This is a genomic window from Rhizobium sp. NPDC092011, from assembly GCF_044756305.1.
In the GTDB taxonomy this organism is placed as follows: domain Bacteria; phylum Pseudomonadota; class Alphaproteobacteria; order Rhizobiales; family Rhizobiaceae; genus Rhizobium.
The window spans coordinates 96,376-112,416 of the sequence record NZ_JBIVSO010000010.1 but is presented as its reverse complement, the minus strand read 5'-3'; the positions used below and the strand labels follow the sequence as shown (position 1 = coordinate 112,416).

At 60.1% G+C, this 16,041-nt stretch carries 13 protein-coding genes; 3 read left to right on the top strand and 10 right to left on the bottom strand.

Going from position 1 to position 16,041, the window contains the following annotated elements; all coding sequences use genetic code 11:
- Positions 1–2 precede the first annotated feature (2 nt).
- From ACIQJ2_RS28930 to ACIQJ2_RS28920, 3 genes are all read right to left on the bottom strand, one after another.
- Positions 3–548 carry a (2Fe-2S)-binding protein gene (locus ACIQJ2_RS28930; protein ID WP_199143474.1) on the bottom strand — a complete coding sequence of 182 codons (546 nt, stop codon included), beginning with the start codon at positions 546–548 and terminating at the stop codon, positions 3–5.
- On the bottom strand, positions 545–3,370 hold the full coding sequence (locus tag ACIQJ2_RS28925; protein ID WP_400672397.1) for a xanthine dehydrogenase family protein molybdopterin-binding subunit: 2,826 nt from the start codon (positions 3,368–3,370) through the stop codon (positions 545–547). The genes ACIQJ2_RS28930 and ACIQJ2_RS28925 overlap by 4 nt, the downstream gene beginning before the upstream one ends.
- A gap of 109 nt (positions 3,371–3,479) precedes the next feature.
- Complete coding sequence (locus ACIQJ2_RS28920; protein ID WP_400672395.1) at positions 3,480–4,391, bottom strand: LysR family transcriptional regulator; 912 nt, start codon at positions 4,389–4,391, stop codon at positions 3,480–3,482.
- Positions 4,392–4,554: 163 nt separating this feature from the next.
- Between ACIQJ2_RS28920 and ACIQJ2_RS28915 the strand changes: the two genes are divergently transcribed.
- Both ACIQJ2_RS28915 and ACIQJ2_RS28910 read left to right on the top strand, forming a co-directional pair.
- Positions 4,555–5,193 (top strand): DsbA family protein, encoded by a 639-nt coding sequence (locus tag ACIQJ2_RS28915; RefSeq protein ID WP_400672392.1) that lies wholly within the window; start codon positions 4,555–4,557, stop codon positions 5,191–5,193.
- A 25-nt stretch (positions 5,194–5,218) separates the two neighbouring features.
- Complete coding sequence (locus ACIQJ2_RS28910) at positions 5,219–6,157, top strand: MBL fold metallo-hydrolase (protein WP_400672389.1); 939 nt, start codon at positions 5,219–5,221, stop codon at positions 6,155–6,157.
- A 125-nt stretch (positions 6,158–6,282) separates the two neighbouring features.
- Here ACIQJ2_RS28910 and ACIQJ2_RS28905 read toward each other — a convergent pair whose 3' ends face one another.
- Together ACIQJ2_RS28905 and ACIQJ2_RS28900 are read right to left on the bottom strand one after the other, a co-directional pair.
- Positions 6,283–8,103 (bottom strand): ABC transporter ATP-binding protein, encoded by a 1,821-nt coding sequence (locus ACIQJ2_RS28905; protein WP_400672386.1) that lies wholly within the window; start codon positions 8,101–8,103, stop codon positions 6,283–6,285.
- Between the two features lie 78 nt (positions 8,104–8,181).
- The gene (locus ACIQJ2_RS28900; protein ID WP_400672383.1) at positions 8,182–9,381 is read right to left on the bottom strand and encodes an aminotransferase class V-fold PLP-dependent enzyme; all 1,200 of its coding nucleotides are present in this window, start codon (positions 9,379–9,381) and stop codon (positions 8,182–8,184) included.
- Positions 9,382–9,539: 158 nt separating this feature from the next.
- Here ACIQJ2_RS28900 and ACIQJ2_RS28895 point away from each other — a divergent pair, with 158 nt between their 5' ends.
- On the top strand, positions 9,540–10,355 hold the full coding sequence (locus tag ACIQJ2_RS28895; protein WP_400672381.1) for an IclR family transcriptional regulator: 816 nt from the start codon (positions 9,540–9,542) through the stop codon (positions 10,353–10,355).
- A gap of 69 nt (positions 10,356–10,424) precedes the next feature.
- On the opposite strand, the gene ACIQJ2_RS28890 is transcribed toward ACIQJ2_RS28895, so the two are convergent.
- The 5 genes from ACIQJ2_RS28890 to ACIQJ2_RS28870 all read right to left on the bottom strand — a co-directional run bounded on the left by ACIQJ2_RS28890 (position 10,425) and on the right by ACIQJ2_RS28870 (position 15,628).
- A complete protein-coding gene (locus ACIQJ2_RS28890) occupies positions 10,425–10,940 on the bottom strand; it encodes a RidA family protein (protein WP_199143452.1) in 516 nt (171 codons plus the stop codon).
- A 42-nt stretch (positions 10,941–10,982) separates the two neighbouring features.
- Positions 10,983–12,194: an amidohydrolase/deacetylase family metallohydrolase gene (locus ACIQJ2_RS28885; protein WP_400672378.1), complete on the bottom strand. Its 1,212-nt coding sequence runs from the start codon at positions 12,192–12,194 to the stop codon at positions 10,983–10,985.
- 4 nt (positions 12,195–12,198) lie between these two features.
- Positions 12,199–13,083 carry an ABC transporter permease gene (locus tag ACIQJ2_RS28880; protein WP_400672375.1) on the bottom strand — a complete coding sequence of 295 codons (885 nt, stop codon included), beginning with the start codon at positions 13,081–13,083 and terminating at the stop codon, positions 12,199–12,201.
- Complete coding sequence (locus ACIQJ2_RS28875) at positions 13,083–14,024, bottom strand: ABC transporter permease (RefSeq protein ID WP_400672373.1); 942 nt, start codon at positions 14,022–14,024, stop codon at positions 13,083–13,085. The genes ACIQJ2_RS28880 and ACIQJ2_RS28875 overlap by 1 nt, the downstream gene beginning before the upstream one ends.
- A gap of 74 nt (positions 14,025–14,098) precedes the next feature.
- Entirely contained in the window at positions 14,099–15,628 is a 1,530-nt protein-coding gene (locus tag ACIQJ2_RS28870; protein WP_400672370.1) for an ABC transporter substrate-binding protein, read from the bottom strand.
- Between the last annotated feature and the right edge of the window lie 413 nt (positions 15,629–16,041).

Below are 16,041 nucleotides of genomic sequence, written 5' to 3'. Positions count from 1 at the left end.
CGCTACGCCTTCACCAAACCAGGGGTATTGAGGGCGAGATCGCGCACCGCCTCGAAATAGCGCACATAGCCAGTACATCGACAGATATGGGTGCCGAGCGTATCCGTGATTGCCTGTTCGAGTTCAGCCCGCCTTACCGGCTCGCGCTTCAACTTGTCCATGAGGACGCTTGCCGCCGTCACGAAGCCCGGCGTGCAATAACCACACTGGAACGAAAAATGCTCGATGAAGGCCTGCTGAACCGGCGACAGTTCTATGATTGTGCCATTGGCGTCACGCTTGGCGTGTCCTTCCACGGTTCGAACCTTGCGGCCGGCAAACCAGTGGGCACCGACGATACAGGTCCGCATTTCCTCAAGCGCACCATCGTCCTTTTCCAGAAGGACGGTACAGGCATGACAGATGCCCTGGCCGCAGCCCATGCGCGAGCCCGTCAGATTCAGGTACTCGTAGAGGAAATCCTGCATCATCATCGCTTCGGGAACGTCGATCGGGCCAACGGCCTTGTCGTTGACGGTGAGCGACAATTGCTTTGTCGAAAGGGTCATGACAGCGCCTCCAGGATCTTTTCCGAGGTGATCGGCAAGCTGTAGAACCGCTTGCCGATGGCATGGGCGACGGCGTTGGCGATTGCGGGTACGACGGCAATCATGACCACCTCCGCCATTCCCTTGGGCGTGTCGGTTTCAGACAGCGCCGGCAGGATCTCGTAGGTCTGCGTCCACACGGCAACATCCTTTGCCATTGGAAGCTCGTAGCGGTTCCAGTTCCAGGTGCCATCGCCCGGCCCGTCTTCGTAGAGTGGTAGAAACTCCTTGAGAGCATGGCCGATCCCCATGGCAAGACCACCCTGGATCTGTCCCGAGACCAGCTCCGGCACGATCTGCCGACCGCAGTCCATAATGGAATGATGCGAAAGCAGCGAGACATTGCCGGTCGCGCTGTCAACAACGATCTCGGCAAGGGTAGCCATGGGAGTATAGTAGGTCACGCCGGCATTGTTGCGCTGGACCGGCGGGTAGGTCACGGCCTTGCGGTCCACGAACTGCCAACCATCCAGTGTCATGAGCGCCTTGCGCTCGGCCGGCGCGCCGTCACCATAGCGCACGGCCAGGGCATCGATGGCGAAACGGTGTTGCCCGAGCGCGCCGAGATCGAATTCCGCCTCCGCCCATTGCCAGCGATTGAAGGTGTGGACCGTCACCCCGGTGACCAGTCCCTGCCGATGGGCTTCGGCCGCGACCTCCGCGAAGGAGAGCGGCTGCAGGCCCGCGGCATTGATCATTCCGCCCGCAAGCCGCAGATCGCGGCGCCGCACCGCCTCCGGCGCTATCTGGCCGCCGCCGATACCCCGCGACCATAGCGCGCGCGCCGCCGGCCAGATGGAGAGATCGATCAGCGCTTGCGCCGCTTCCCGCGTTGCGTGGCCGAGATAGTAAACGCTGTTGGACGCGCTCATTGGCGATGTGAACGACGGGGTCCAGCGCGGGTTGCGCATGCGCTGGTCTTCTTCGTCCTGCGACGTGGTGTAGGGCTGATCGGTGGTTTCGAGCGGCATCTGCGGCCAGCGCACCTTGCCATATTCGGTGTCATCTGGTGCTACGCCGAGAATATCGGCCACCATGATAGCCTGCGACGTCGTCGCGCCCGTGCCGATTTCATGGGCGACATGGACGAGCTTCAATCGCCCTTTGGCATCGAATTCGATCGTGGCAAGCGCTGCCTCAGCACCGGTGCCGTAATCCTTATGGACGTGACCGTAGCCGACACCATATTTCTTGCCAGGGTTCGCCGCTTCGAAAGCGGCCTTCTTCTTCTGACGTTCGCTCCATAGCGGATGCTCGCGCGCTCTGCGAATAATCTCCTCATGACGCATGGCACCCGCCGGAATCGCACCCTGCTGGTTCTTCATGCCCGAGCGCAGGACGTTCTTCAGCCGCAGATCCATGACGTCCATGCCGATGAGTTCGGCCACCTCGTCAACCATCATCTCGGTTGCCGACATGGTCTGGAGCGTGCCGTAGCCGCGGGTCGAGCCGGCATCGACAGCCCTCGACGCAACGGTCGCCGCCGAAAAATCGCTTTTCGGCAGATAATAAATCGCCTGTGCCGCCGTCGCGCCGACCGCGCCGACGGAGGGCGAGAAGTTCTCGCGTCCACCGCCATCGTTCTTATAGACGCCGGTCATGGCGCGGAACTGCCCGGTCTTGCGGTCGACCACCAGGACATTGTCCATCCAAAAGGCGTGGCGCTTCAGCCCCATCTGGAACTGCTCATAGCGATCATTGGCAAGGCGCACCGGCTTGCCATCGCCATAGAGCCCCGCAAGCACGCAGTAGAAGGGGAAGATCGCGTGATCCTTGGTGCCGTAGCCGACCGTATAACCGACCCGAAGATCGACTTCCTTCAGGGGATATTTCGACTTCGAGACCATATGGGCGGCGACTTCGGCGACTTCATAAGGCGACTGTGTCGCGATCATCGCATGCAGGATTCCGCTTGCCGCATCATACCAGACATTGCCATTGTCGGCCTCCATGGCCGAGGCATCGGTCGACTGCGAGAAAAACTGCCGCTTCAGTACCAGAACGTCATCGCCGGCAGCTGCGATTTCCCGTTCGATTTCTGCCGCCGCAGCCATACCGCGCGCCATGGCGTCGCCGTCACCGGCTGCCGGCCATTGCGGCTCATCGCCCTTGAAACCGGCTCGGATCACGGTGTCCTTGAGGGACGAATAGCGATCCTCCGCAGAGGGATCGCCGCCATCGATGCGTACATAACGTGCAGAGGCATAGGGTCCGGGGGTGGTGGACGCCGCCTTTCCGCCGTAGCGCACGACGCTGTCGTCGAAGCGCACCAGCCGCTTGGCCGCATCATACCGGGCGAAGTCGTGATAGACGAGCAAAGCCAGGGGCTGGCCGAGCAGGCGCGCCGTCTGCCCCTTCGGCACCAGGAAAACGTCGCCGTAAAAGCCTGGGACCGGGATCTCAATGCCGTCAGCGATCAGATCTTCATGCAGCACCATGCGATCTGGCTTCAGATCGTCCCCCAGCACCTTGAGGTCGATACCGGCAAAGGCCAGATCCGTTTTCGTCGCATGTAGCAGGAAGGCATGCGATTGCTCCTTTGGCCACCCATCGAGATCGCGAGCGCGATAGTCGCGTGAGAAGGTCTTTTCACCGGTAACCTTGGCGATGGCATCGAGGCGGTATTTCGGCTTGCCTCCCTTGTTCAGCCAATCGGGACCGGGTCGCGGCGGCGTCTCGATCAATTGCGCCTCGGCCTTGGCAGCAAGGAACGTCACCTTGATCGCAACACCTGCCGCCACACTTGCCTTCAAAAAATTCCGACGAGAAAAGGACCTGTTCATGGCACTGACTCCATGGTGCTCTTGGAGCGTTCTCTACCCCTAGGTTAGATCACCAGATCTCATTTTTCGCAAGAATCTTGTTAAGCAAATCCGAAAACTCATTGAAAAGTCAGGCCTGACTGCGCCGGCATCTTTCGGCGGCCTGCATCATCTCGATAAACCGCCGCACCTTGGCCGGACGAAAGCGGGCGATGGGCAAGACCGCGTGGATTCCGCCTGCAGGCAACGTCCACTCGGGAACCAGTCGCTGCAGGCGCCCGGCCGCGATGTCGTCCACGACCATATAGTCCGGAAAGACCGAAACGCCGATGCCGGCCTTCACGCAGGCATAGGCTGACGGCGTCTTGTCCGTGCGCACCGCAGACCGCATCTCGACGATCTCGGATCGATGGCCTTCCTGCGAAAAAACCCAGCGCAGCGGCTGGCGCAGCACCGCATTCTCGATCCAGGGCAGTGAAGACACGTCGGACGGTTCCGTGACTTTGGGGAAGCGTGCCGCAAGCTTCGGCGTCGCCACCAGATATTGCTGGAACGTGCCCAGGCGCTGCGCCTTGTTGCTCATATCGTTCAGCCAGCCGACCCTGATTGCCAGATCCACCTGGCCACTGGCGAGATCTATCACACTGTCATCGAATATGAGATCGACGCGCATTTGCGCAAAGCGTTCGCGATATTCGGCAACTACGGACGCAACAACCGCAGCGCCGTAGTCCAATGGTGCGGTCAGCGTCAGAGTGCCGGTCGGTTCGCTCGCATGCAGGGACATCTCTCCATAGGCGGCTTCCGCTTCCCGCAGAATGATCACGCAACGATCGTAAAACACCCGACCCTCTTCCGTCGCGTGCAACCGCCGCGTCGTTCGCATCAGCAAGGAGACGCCAAGTTCCTCCTCCAGGCGTGCCACCTGGTGGCTGACCACGGCCTTGGCAACGCCAAGTCGCTCGCCGGCGGCGGTGAACGACCCCGTCTCCACGACGGAGGTGAAGAATACAAGCCTGTTGAGATTGAGGAGTTCGCTCATGTCATTGTCTGATCAATTCATACGGTCTGTACGATTGACCGATATTTATCTACGCGGCAAGAGCTGAGATGATCAGGCTCTACAATCAAGGAAGTAGAGCATGACGCCGTCCGAAAGCCGCATACAGTTTTCCGCGTCATGCTCTCAACAGAGGACATGATCCATGCCGGAATTGTCAGCCACCTATCTCTTCGACCCCTTGTGCGGCTGGTGCTATGGCGCAAGCCCGATGATCGAGCGTCTGCTGTCGGCGGGCGTTAATGTTCGCCTGCTTCCGACGGGTCTGTTTTCCGGATCCGGCGCACGCGAGATGGATGCATCGTTCGCAGCCTATGCCTGGTCGAACGATCAGCGCATCGAACGCATGAGCGGCCAGCCATTTTCCGAGGACTACCGCTCGAAGGTCTTGAACCGATCAGGCACGCTGTTCGACTCGAGCGCCGCCACCCTTGCCATCACGGCGGCCGGAGTTGCGGATCATCATAAGCGCTTCGACGCGCTGCGCCTCATCCAACATGCCCGATATGTGACGGGGCTGGACATCACCAGCCTGTCCGTCCTCGCCGATCTACTCTCCTCCGGAGGCTTCGCGGAGGCGGCCAGCCTGTTGATCGAAGGTTCCGACCAGCTATTTGCCAGCAATCGGCAACTCATCGCGCAGGGCCAGGATCTGTTTCACCGGCATGGCGCGAATGGAGTTCCGGCCCTGGTGACCGAAAGAGGCGGCCATCAGCGCCTTCTGGACGCCAGTGCCCTCTTCAGCAGCTATGACAACCTCATGGCGCATCTGAACGCTGCATGATCCTGAGAACAATAAAGGAGTTTCCATGTTTACCAGACGTGACGCACTGAGACTTTCCCTCGCCGCAAGCGCCATCTCGATTGTCCCCATGACCGCCTCCTGGGCCGCAAGCGCCATCTCGATTGTCCCCATGACCGCCTCCTGGGCCGCAAGCTCCAAGCTCAACTGGCAATATTTCCAGGCGCCCGAGACAGGCTTTCGCCGCACCCCCGTGCTGCTCACGGGAAAGAAGGAGGCAATCCTCCTCGACGGTGGCTTCACGCTTTCCGACGGGCGCGCCGTCGCCGATGCCATCAAATCGACGGGCAAGCACTTGAGCACCATCTATGTGAGCTGCAACGATCCCGACTACTACTTCAGTCTCCGCCCGATCGTCGAAGCCTTCCCGGAAGCGAAAGTCATCGCCAAGCCTGCCACGGTTGCGGCCATCCACGCCAATGTCGAAGGCAAGCTCGCCATCTGGGGACCGCAACTGAAGGAAAACGGTCCGCAGAAATTGTCCGATGTCGTCATTCCGACTGCGTCGGATCTGAAGGCGCTCGAACTCGACGGTGAGAAGATCGAAATCATCGAGGTCCCCGACATGCACGATCGGCGCTATTTGTGGGTTCCGTCCCTCAAAGCCGTCTTCGGCGGGGTGCTGGTATCGTCAGGCATTCACGTCTGGGTCGCCGACGAGGCCGCCCCTGAAAAACGTCAGGCATGGATCAAGGCGCTTGACCAACTAGCGGCCCGCAAGCCGAAGATCGTCATTCCCGCCCATCAGACCGAAGGCGCGCCACAGGGCCTCGACGCTGTCAAGTTCACACGCGACTATCTGATCGCCTTCCACGAGGAAGAACAGAAGGCCAAGGACAGCACGGCTTTGATCGCCGCGATGACCAAGCGATACCCCAATCTCGCCGATGCCAGTTCCCTCGAACTGGGCGCCAAGGTCGTCAAGGGCGAGATGAAGTGGGGATAGCGGCTTAATATCGGCTTAGCGACCGTCACGCCAGGTCGCTGTGATGACGCGATGCGGCCGGATGCGCTCAATCCGGCCGCATGATGCTGTGTGCGGACAAAAAGCTCACATTGGAGAGCTCTTCATCACGCCTGCACGAAATGATGGTCGCTAAGCTGGCGGTAATCTCGCTGAGGCGGCACATAATCGACGGGTCGCACCGGGCTTTTCAGTTCCTCTACCTCGATCATGTGACGCAGATGCCGACGTTCCGGATCGGGGATAGGCACTGCCGACAACAGTTTCTTCGTATAGGGATGCTGCGGGTTTTCGAATATCTCCGACCGCTTGCCGATCTCGACGATCTCGCCCAGATACATGACCGCCACGCGATGGCTGACACGCTCCACCACGGCCATATCGTGGCTTATGAACAGATAGGCGAGCTTGAGGCTGGCCTGCAGCTCGAGCATCAGATTGATGACCTGCGCCTTGATCGAAACGTCGAGCGCCGAGACGGATTCGTCCGCGACGATGATCTTGGGGTCCATGGCAAGTGCGCGGGCGATACAGATACGCTGCCGCTGGCCGCCGGAAAACTCATGCGGAAAACGATCGGCCATATCGGGCTGCAAACCGACGCGCTGCAGAAGATCCGCCACCTTTGCACGGGCCTCGGTCTTGGTGCCCATACGATGCTCGAGATAGGGCTCGGCGATGGCCTCGCCCACCCGAATGCGTGGATTGAGGCTGGCGAACGGATCCTGAAAGATCATCTGCATCTTGTGGCGCATTCGACGCAGCGCCTTGCTATCGAGTTGCAGCACCTCCTCGCCATCGACTTTGACCGATCCTCCCTGCGGCGCGATCAGGCGCATGATGGCACGGGCCGTGGTGGATTTGCCGCAGCCGGATTCCCCAACAAGCGACAGGGTTTCACCCGGTTGCAGGGTGAGATTTATATTCTCGATGGCATGCACCCGCCCCTGCAGACGGCCGAGCAGGCCGGCATGGATATCGAAGCGCTTGACCAGATTCTTCACCTCAAGCACCGGCGGCGCAGCATGGTCCACCGTATCCGGCGATACGACCGGTTCCTCGGGCAGACCCGTCTTTGGATCGAGATCGGGAAAGCGCAGCGGATGAGAATAGGGCTTCATGGAGCCGAGCATGGGCACTGCCGACAAAAGCGCCCGCGTGTAGGGATGGCGTGAATTGTGGAATATTTCGGAGGTTGGACCACTCTCCACCGCATCGCCGCGGAACATGACCACGGTGCGATCGGCAATCTCGGCCACCACACCCATATCATGGGTGATGAAGAGGACGGAGGTGCCCTCTTCCTGCTGCAGAGTCTTGATGAGGTCGAGGATCTGCCCCTGGATCGTCACATCGAGCGCGGTCGTCGGCTCGTCGGCGATCAACAGTTTGGGGCGCGCGGCAAGCGCCATGGCGATCATCACGCGCTGGCGCATGCCGCCGGAAAAGCGATGCGGATATTCGTCGAAACGCGACGCGGCGGACGGGATGCGCACGCGCTCCAGCAGGCGGATGGTTTCGGCGCGTGCTTCCTCTCGGCTCATCGGCTTGTGGCAGATCAGCGCCTCGGAAATCTGTTCGCCAATGGTGAAGAGCGGATTGAGCGAAGTCATCGGCTCCTGAAAGATCATCGACACTTCGCTGCCACGCACCTGCCGCATGATCGGCTCGTCAAGCGTCAGGATATCGCGCCCGTTGAGCATGATCCGCCCCTCGATACGGCTGGTGTCCTTCTGCAGAAGCCGCATGATGGAAAGCGAGGTCACGCTTTTGCCCGAGCCGGATTCCCCGACGACCGCAACGGTCTCGCCCGGATCGACGGTGAAGGAGATGTTACGCACCACCGGTTTCCAGCCGCCCTCTACCAGAAAGGATGTGGTGAGGTTCTCCACTGAGAGCACAGGCTTAACAGCGTCATTCCGGGTCATGGTTTCTATTCCTGCCTCGTTCCGTGTGGTTGAGCTGTCTTCGCCCCAAAGCTAATTCCGCCTTGGGGAAGACGGACTTCAGTCTGGCCAGCTGCGAAGGCTGTCAAAACGGCGCCTGTTGCGGTCGCTAAGCGATGTCGCGATGATCTCATTGGATGCGCGCGCCTTGTCGAGTTCGTCGCCAAGGCGTTTTGCGACCACCTCTTCCTGGCCGGGGTGTAGATTGCAGGGGTCGAGATAGAAGTAGTTGTGCTCCACCTCATGGTCTCGCGCGATGACAGGCGGATTGCCCCGCGCCAAGGCATCGACCAGATCCCAGGCGGTGATGTGCGCCACCTTGGCGTCGACGCTCACGCGCAGGCGATCAAGCGGATTATGGGTAGGATCGGCCTCGATCACGGTGCTTACCCCGTCATAACGGTCGAGCGCATCACGCCAGAGATCGAGATAGGACTTTTCCCGTGCGCGAATGGCGGCGTGATCGCGCTTTTCCCATGCCTCGAGCGCCGCCATGACGCCGTAGATGCTTTCCTTGCCGACCTTCATGCCGCGCCCTATGCCGGCGTTCTGAAGGAAAGCGTGGCGCACCATTTCCTTGGTGCCGGCCACGATGCCGCTGGTCGGACCGCCGAGGAATTTGTGGCCGGAATGGAGCACCACATCGGCACCGGCTTTGAGAAAACCGCGCAGATCATATTCCGACGCAGCGTCGACGATGACAGGAACATTGCGCGCATGGCAGATCTCCGCGAAGCGGGTCAAGCCCAGGAGGCCGTAGCTGACGACATGATGCGAAACGACATAGACGGCTGCCGCGGTACGTTCGTTGATCGCCCCTTCCAGATGATGATCGTAAGCGCTGGTCGCCTGTCCAATCAGCACGGGCTTCGCTCCAGCGATACGGATCGCCTGATCGACCGGCGCGCCGTAGCTCACCACATGCCCCATCTGCACGATGACCTCGTTCTTCAACCCGGCGGTATCCGGCAGGCGTTCTATCGCAGCCAGATCGTCCCCAGTCATGGAGCCCGCGATCGCAAGTGAGATACCCGCAGAGCACGAGGCTGTGACGAAGCCGGCTTCTGCTCCCGTCAGCCTGGCGATCACGGCACTCGCCTTGCGCTGAAGGTCGTTGATCTCGACGAATTGCGGCAGGATGCGGCTCATCGCCTCGGCCACTTCAGGCACCGCGATAGAGGCGCCAAGCCCCGTCATCGTGCCCGAAACGTTGACGACTTCCCGCAGTCCGAGCATGTTGCGAATATTCACATTGGTCATCTTCATCTCCCGACCGATACGCCCGTGGTTCGGCGTTCATTTTCTGGCGGATTATTCCATAAATCTGGCATTTATTTCGGTTTTATGTAACAAGCGGTCAATCTCGTCCCGCCGCCGGGATTCCGCGTCGCAAACGAATTTTCGATGGAGCCCATTTCATGCCCCCTGAACCCGCTCTTGAAGCCGAACCTGCGTCCGTCACGGAGAAAGCAGCGCGCCGCTCGCGCGTCAGCGGCATTGATCGCGTCCTGCAGGTGCTCGATTTCCTGTACGATACCGGGCGTCCGAGCGGCGCATACGTCATTGCCAAATCCATCGGCGCACCGCTTTCCACCGTCTATGTCATCGTGGAAGACATGGTCGAAAAAGGCCTGCTGTCGCGCGGATCCGACGGCAATCTCTGGCTGGGCGACCGGCTTTATCGCTATGGCCTCGCTTATGCGCGCTCGCTGGATTTCCTGAGCGTCGCCAATGGTGAGATGCACGATCTTTGCCGCCAGATTGGCGAAACGATCCAGCTTTGCGGGCTGGACGGCGACTATATGCAGGTGCTCGCCATGGCCGATGGCCCCGGCCATTTTCAGGTGACCTCGCGGGTCGGAACCCGCGTTCCCCTGAATTGGACGGCATCGGGGCGCCTGTTGGTAGGCCATCTGCCCGACGATGAGCGATTGGCCTTGTTCCGGCGCAGCGCCACCGCCTCGCCCACCGGTCGCGCGGACACCGACCCGCAAACCCTGTCCGACGCGGCCAAACGCGCCTTCGCGCAGCGGCTTTCCATTCAGGCGGGAGAATCCGACTACGCGGTCGCCTGCATCGCGTCGCCCGTCTGCAACGAGAAGGGCGTCTGCGTCGCCACCATCTCGATCGTGCTGCCCGAACAGAAAATCGCGGAAAATCCGGCGCATTACACCGAAAGCGTCCGGCAATCCGCCGAGCGGATCGAGAAGGCGATGGGCTGGCGCAATCATTGACCCCTCCTGTTTCGTTGCCGTTCCGTGGCGGCGGACGGAAAACCCGTCTGCATGTTTCCTGGGGCCGCCCTACTCGTGCAGGGCGACGATGGCTTCGATCTCGACGGAAATATTGTTGGGAAGCGAGCCGACCCCGATGGCTGAGCGCGCATGATGGCCGGTCGGGCCGAAGACCTCGACGAAAAGATCCGAGCAGCCGTTGATCACGCGCGGATGGTCCCCGAAGTCCGGTTCGGCGTTGACCATGCCAAGCAGCTTGACGATGCGTTTCACCCGGTTGAGGTCGCCCAAGGCCTGATGCATGACTGCGAGAAGATTGATCCCCGTCAAACGTGCATGCCCGTAAGCCTCCTCGATCGAGACCGAGCTCCCGACCTTGCCCTTGTGCAAGGCGCCGTCAGTTCCAAGAGGCCCCTGGCCAGACAGATAGAGTACATTGCCCTCTTGCACATGTGTCACGAAATTGGCGATCGGCGGCGGCGCGTCCGGAAGACGAATGCCGAGTGCTTCCAGACGTTTGTACGGATCGATCTCTCGAGCGGTCGTTGAATTTGCAATACGGGTCGACACGGGAACTCCTGTCATTCTGCGGCGCTTGATCTGCAGCCGCCGTCTTTCTCGATAGGATCAGCGGCAAACGTGGCCATGGTTGTGGTCGGCGCAGCCGACCGCATCGGGCTGGTAACGGTTCGCCGGGAAGACATCGCCGCCGATGACGGCGTAACGCGGCTCGAAAAGCCGGGAAAGCGTTGCCCTGTGACCGAGCGAATCCATCACCGACAGTTCGGAATCGACAAGGTCGAAGATCGTGAACTCGCTACGCGCCCCAGGTTTCAGCAAATCGTTCATGGGCAGACGGATCACCTCTGCTGGGGCATGCGTGACCGCTTCCACAACCTTTTCGAACGGCATACCGACACTCAGCAGCTTCGACATGGTTGTGCCGAGATCCCAGACCGACTGGTTCATGCTGCGCAGATGCACATCGGTCGAAATAGAGAATGGCAACAGACCGCGCTCGATGGCGATTTCAGCGACCTTGAACGAGAAAGACGCCCCGCCATGGCCGATATCCAGGCGAATACCGTCTTTCGCGCAGCGTTCGGCCAGTTGGAACAGGTCCTCGTCTTCGATGATGCTGCTGCCGACCTTGCCGTTGAAGCAATGGGTGACGATATCGCCCGGGCCGAGAATTTCGAGCACTTCGTCATAGAGCGCTGGCGGCTCGCCGACATGCACCATCATCGGGATCTTCAGGATTTTTGCGATCTTCTTGCCGACCTTGACCGGCGTGACGCCCCATGAGCCGGTGATAACATGGCTCGCCCGCACCTTGATGCCGACAATATGCTCGCGATTGGCTTCATAGCAGGCGACGATGCGGTCGAGATCGATGGAGCGGATGTCGCTCAATTCGCTGACGCGGTTGCAGGCAACGAGGCCGATGGAACCGAGATTGAGGAAGGCCTTAATGCGCTCCCGCGATTGCTCGATGATATATTCGCGGAAACCGTGGAAATTGGCCTCGCCCGCCGAGCCGGCATCGACGATGGTGGTCACGCCGCGCTGCACGCCGCACACGTTGGGGCGCACGGAAATATCCGTGCCGCCATGCCAGACATGCGCATGAAGGTCGGCCCAGCCGGGCGAAATCCAGGCGCCTTTGCCGTCGATCACCTCACCGACGCCATCCCGGGAGAGATTTGTGCCGACCGTAGCAATCGTGCCGTCCGGGCCGACAAGAATGTCGAGAGGTCCGGCCGGACCACCAGCGCCGAACGCCACGGGTTTGACATTGACGATAAGCAGCGAGGCATTGGATGAGGCATGCGCCGGCATGAGATCATATATCCTTTTTCAGGCGAGGATCGAGAAGATCGCGGAAACCGTCGCCTACCATTTGCAGCGACAACACGGAGAGCACGATGGCGGCACCGGGAAACAGCGTCATCCAGTCGGCCTGCCCGACATATTGGCGGCCGCTAGCGATCATGGTGCCCCAGGTGGGAATGTCCGGGCTGACGCCAAGGCCCAGGAAGGACAGACCCGCCTCCGCCAACATCGCGCTCGCAAACAGGAAGGTTGCCTGGACGATAATCGGTGACACCAGGTTGCGCAGCACGTGGCGTGTCAGGATGTGCGACGTCGAGATACCCATGGAAACGGCGGCCTCGACATAGGGCAACTCGCGGATCACCAGCGTCGAGGCACGCACCACTCGGGCAAGGCGCGGCGCATAGACGATGGACAGTGCCACGATCACGGTCGCCAGCGACGGCCCGAGCGCGGCGACAAGTGCAATTGCGAGCAGAATATCCGGAAAGGCCATCATTGCGTCGATCAGCCGGGCGACGGGCGCATCGAGCTTTGGAAAGAAGCCGGCAAGCAAGCCCATGGTCACGCCGATGACCGATGTGAGCGTAACGACGGCGGCACCGACAAGCAGCGACAGACGCCCGGCATAGATGGTGCGGGAAAAGACATCGCGCCCGAACTCGTCGGTGCCGAACCAATAGAGGCCCGATGGCGGTTTGAGACGATTGACGATTGAGAGCTTATAGGGATTGTAGGGCGCAATCCACGGCGCCAGAATGGCAAGCAGCACGAAGACGGCGAGGATTGCAAGACCAACGGCAACGGTTTTGCGCTTCAAGAGCCGGCGCAGAAACTTGACGCGCTCGCTCTGCTGCTTGACGGGACCGGAGGATTCGATGGCGGTATCGGTCATCAGTAGCGCACCCTCGGATCGACCAGCAAGTAGAGCATATCGATGGCAAAATTGATTAACACATAAAGCGCCGCGATAACGAGAAGCGCCCCTTGAATGACAGGATAATCGCGCCGCAACACCGCCGACACCACCAGATTGCCGACACCAGGCAGACCGAACACGGTCTCCGTGACCACGGCACCCGAAATCAGCACGGCCATGGTAAGCCCGATGACTGTAAGGATCGGGATCAAGGCGTTTTTCAATGCGTGCTTGAGGACGACGCGCCGCTCATCGAGCCCCTTGGCGCGCGCCGTGCGCACGTAATCGTCACCAAGAACATCCAGCATCGATGCACGGGTGAAACGCAAGATGAGTGCGGAGGAAACGAGGCCAAGGGCAATTGCCGGCAGGCTCAGATGCCACATGCGGTCGAGAAAACTCGCATCCGGCCCACCATAGCCCGACACCGGAAACCAACCCTGGCGGACCGCGAAAAACTGGATCAGCAACAGGCCGAGCCAGAAGCTCGGAATGCTCGCGGCGAACATTGCAAGCGTGGTCGCAGCCTGGTCGACCAGCGAGCCGCGTCTATAGGCCGCATAGATACCAACCGGCAAGGCGACGGCACAGGCGATGATGATCGAGAACAGCGTCAGGAAGAATGTCGGTTCTGCCCGATCGCCGAGCGCGCTCAGCACTGGCTGGTTGAGGAAAATCGACTGGCCGAGATCACCCTTCAGCAGATTGCCGAGATAATAGACATATTGCAGGACGAGTGGCTGATCGAGGCCCAGCTGGGCCCGAAGAGCGGCAATGTCGGCCGGCGTGGCATCCGGCCCCAGCATCACGGCGGCCGGATCGCCCGGAGTGACGCGAACGATGATGAAAACGATCGTGACGACCAGAAACATCACGACGATCATGCCGATCAATCTTTGAATTATGTAGCGTATCATGATCTACGACAGTTCCGGCGTTTCAACAGGGGAACGCGAACTCCGGCCGGGCTGACCCGGCCGAATCGGGCGTGCTATTTCTTTACCGATGCATTCCAGAAGTAGGGCCATGGCGCCGGCGTTACGCCGTCCAGCTTCTTGGATTTGGCGGAAACGGCGTTGAAATCGCCAACCTTTATGAACGGCACTTCGTCCATGATCACCTTCTGCACATCGGCCCATAGAGCGATACGTTTCTGCGGATCGGATTCCGCATTGAAGGCGTTCACCGCCTTTGCTCGATCCGGCGTGTCCCAACGACCCGGCGCGCTGGTCGACAGCATGCCGATCAGCGACGGCTCCGGCAGGAATGGCGAGTGGGTGATGTAGATATCCCAGAGCTTGGGATCGCCGCGGCGTTGGGTCAGAGTGGCCCAATCCACTACCTGAAGATCGACCGTGAAACCGGCAGCCTTCAGATACTCGGCGGCAACCTGGGCCATCTTGTAGTGAAACTCATATTGACGGCTGGTGAGAATGCGCAAGGGCTCGCCCTTGTAACCTGCCTGCTTCAACAATTCGCCTGCTTTTGCGGGATCGGCGATGTTGTAGTGTCCTTCGACGCCATCCTGTGTGTTCCAGGCAAAGCCCTTCGGATAGAGCGCTCCGTCCGCCGCATAGAAATCGGTGGATCCGAAGGCCGCGGTCATCATGTCCTCATCACCGAGCGCTGCCTGCACAGCCTGGCGAAGCGCCTTGTTCTTGGTGATGCCCTCGCCGGAATTGAGAACAAAAACCGCCATTCCAAACGGCTTCAGCATAACTGGTTCGGACGCATCCGATCCCTTGATGCGATCATAGGATTCGACCGGAATGGAATCGACATAGTCATATTGGCCGGAAATGGCGGCCTCGATACGGGTATTGGCATCCGGCACCGGCACGAAACGAATCTCGTCCAGATATTGGTGGCGCGCGCCGCCGTAGCCGTTGCTGTCGCCCGAAGGAGACTGATAGCCGTCAAAACGCTCGAGCTGAATATATTGATCCGGCTTGCGCTCCTTCAGCTTATAGGGCCCAGTGCCGATGAATTCGGTCAACGGTTCCGCCTGCTTGGCAGCAGGCAGGATGATGGCTGCCGAATTGTTGAAAGCGAGCAGCGAGACGAGCGGCGCATAGGGCGCAGAAAGCGTGATCTTGACCGTCAGCGGGTCGACCGCCTCGATCTTTTGGATCATCGTGGCGGTCTGCTTGCCGCGCGAGGCCACCTTGGTCCAGCGCTCCAGCGACGCAACCACGTCCTTCGCCGTCATGTCCGTACCGTCATGGAACTTCACGCCTTGGCGGAGCTTGATCACATAGATCTTCCCGTCTCCGCTGATATCTGGCAGCGCCGATGCCAGAAGCGGCGTGGGCTTCCAGTTTGCGTCGAAGGTATAAAGCGTTTCGAAAATATGCTGGCTGACGATGCCGACGAGATCGGCCGTCGAAACCATTGGATCCAGCGTCGGCGGTTCGCCGACAGTGGCAACTGTAATCACGCCGCCCTTCTGTTGTGCGAAAGCGAATGGCGATGATGCAATCAGAGCCGCGGAAACGAGCATTGCAAGCTTCAGATGTTTCATTCCCTTCTCCCCTTATTATTCAATTATGGAATAGAAGATTTAATAGTGGAATGATAGATTGAAGAGGAGCTGTGTCAAGAGCTGAAAAGGAAGGCGAGAGGACGAGAGCCGGTCGCAGCGACACTGGGCAGCGGCAATTGTAGGCTACGCGGCATCAGTTTCGGGCCACGCGAAGCTTTTGGAGCGTCTCCGACAGCGGCGTGCTGAATATGTGTGGAATTCGATTGCAGCATTGCCGCCGCTGGCGACAAGAGGACAGTTTGACCGCCTGATCCAGGCGAGACTGGGGACGTCCGTGAGAAGAGGTGTCCGGCGATCGCGGCGGAAATCGCTGAAACGACTGCCATTTATCGTCAATCACGCTGCAGTTTCGACAGTGATCATGATGTGCGGAAAGCCGGCGATCCGCGGAG

What these genes read in the sequence shown, in the direction of transcription:
- ACIQJ2_RS28930 (WP_199143474.1), bottom strand. Translation starts at nt 548, where the DNA reads ATGACCCTTTCGACAAAGCAATTGTCGCTCACCGTCAACGACAAGGCC.
- ACIQJ2_RS28925 (WP_400672397.1), bottom strand. Translation starts at nt 3,370, where the DNA reads ATGAACAGGTCCTTTTCTCGTCGGAATTTTTTGAAGGCAAGTGTGGCG.
- ACIQJ2_RS28920 (WP_400672395.1), bottom strand. Translation starts at nt 4,391, where the DNA reads ATGAGCGAACTCCTCAATCTCAACAGGCTTGTATTCTTCACCTCCGTC.
- ACIQJ2_RS28915 (WP_400672392.1), top strand. Translation starts at nt 4,555, where the DNA reads ATGCCGGAATTGTCAGCCACCTATCTCTTCGACCCCTTGTGCGGCTGG.
- ACIQJ2_RS28910 (WP_400672389.1), top strand. Translation starts at nt 5,219, where the DNA reads ATGTTTACCAGACGTGACGCACTGAGACTTTCCCTCGCCGCAAGCGCC.
- ACIQJ2_RS28905 (WP_400672386.1), bottom strand. Translation starts at nt 8,103, where the DNA reads ATGACCCGGAATGACGCTGTTAAGCCTGTGCTCTCAGTGGAGAACCTC.
- ACIQJ2_RS28900 (WP_400672383.1), bottom strand. Translation starts at nt 9,381, where the DNA reads ATGACCAATGTGAATATTCGCAACATGCTCGGACTGCGGGAAGTCGTC.
- ACIQJ2_RS28895 (WP_400672381.1), top strand. Translation starts at nt 9,540, where the DNA reads ATGCCCCCTGAACCCGCTCTTGAAGCCGAACCTGCGTCCGTCACGGAG.
- ACIQJ2_RS28890 (WP_199143452.1), bottom strand. Translation starts at nt 10,940, where the DNA reads ATGACAGGAGTTCCCGTGTCGACCCGTATTGCAAATTCAACGACCGCT.
- ACIQJ2_RS28885 (WP_400672378.1), bottom strand. Translation starts at nt 12,194, where the DNA reads ATGCCGGCGCATGCCTCATCCAATGCCTCGCTGCTTATCGTCAATGTC.
- ACIQJ2_RS28880 (WP_400672375.1), bottom strand. Translation starts at nt 13,083, where the DNA reads ATGACCGATACCGCCATCGAATCCTCCGGTCCCGTCAAGCAGCAGAGC.
- ACIQJ2_RS28875 (WP_400672373.1), bottom strand. Translation starts at nt 14,024, where the DNA reads ATGATACGCTACATAATTCAAAGATTGATCGGCATGATCGTCGTGATG.
- ACIQJ2_RS28870 (WP_400672370.1), bottom strand. Translation starts at nt 15,628, where the DNA reads ATGAAACATCTGAAGCTTGCAATGCTCGTTTCCGCGGCTCTGATTGCA.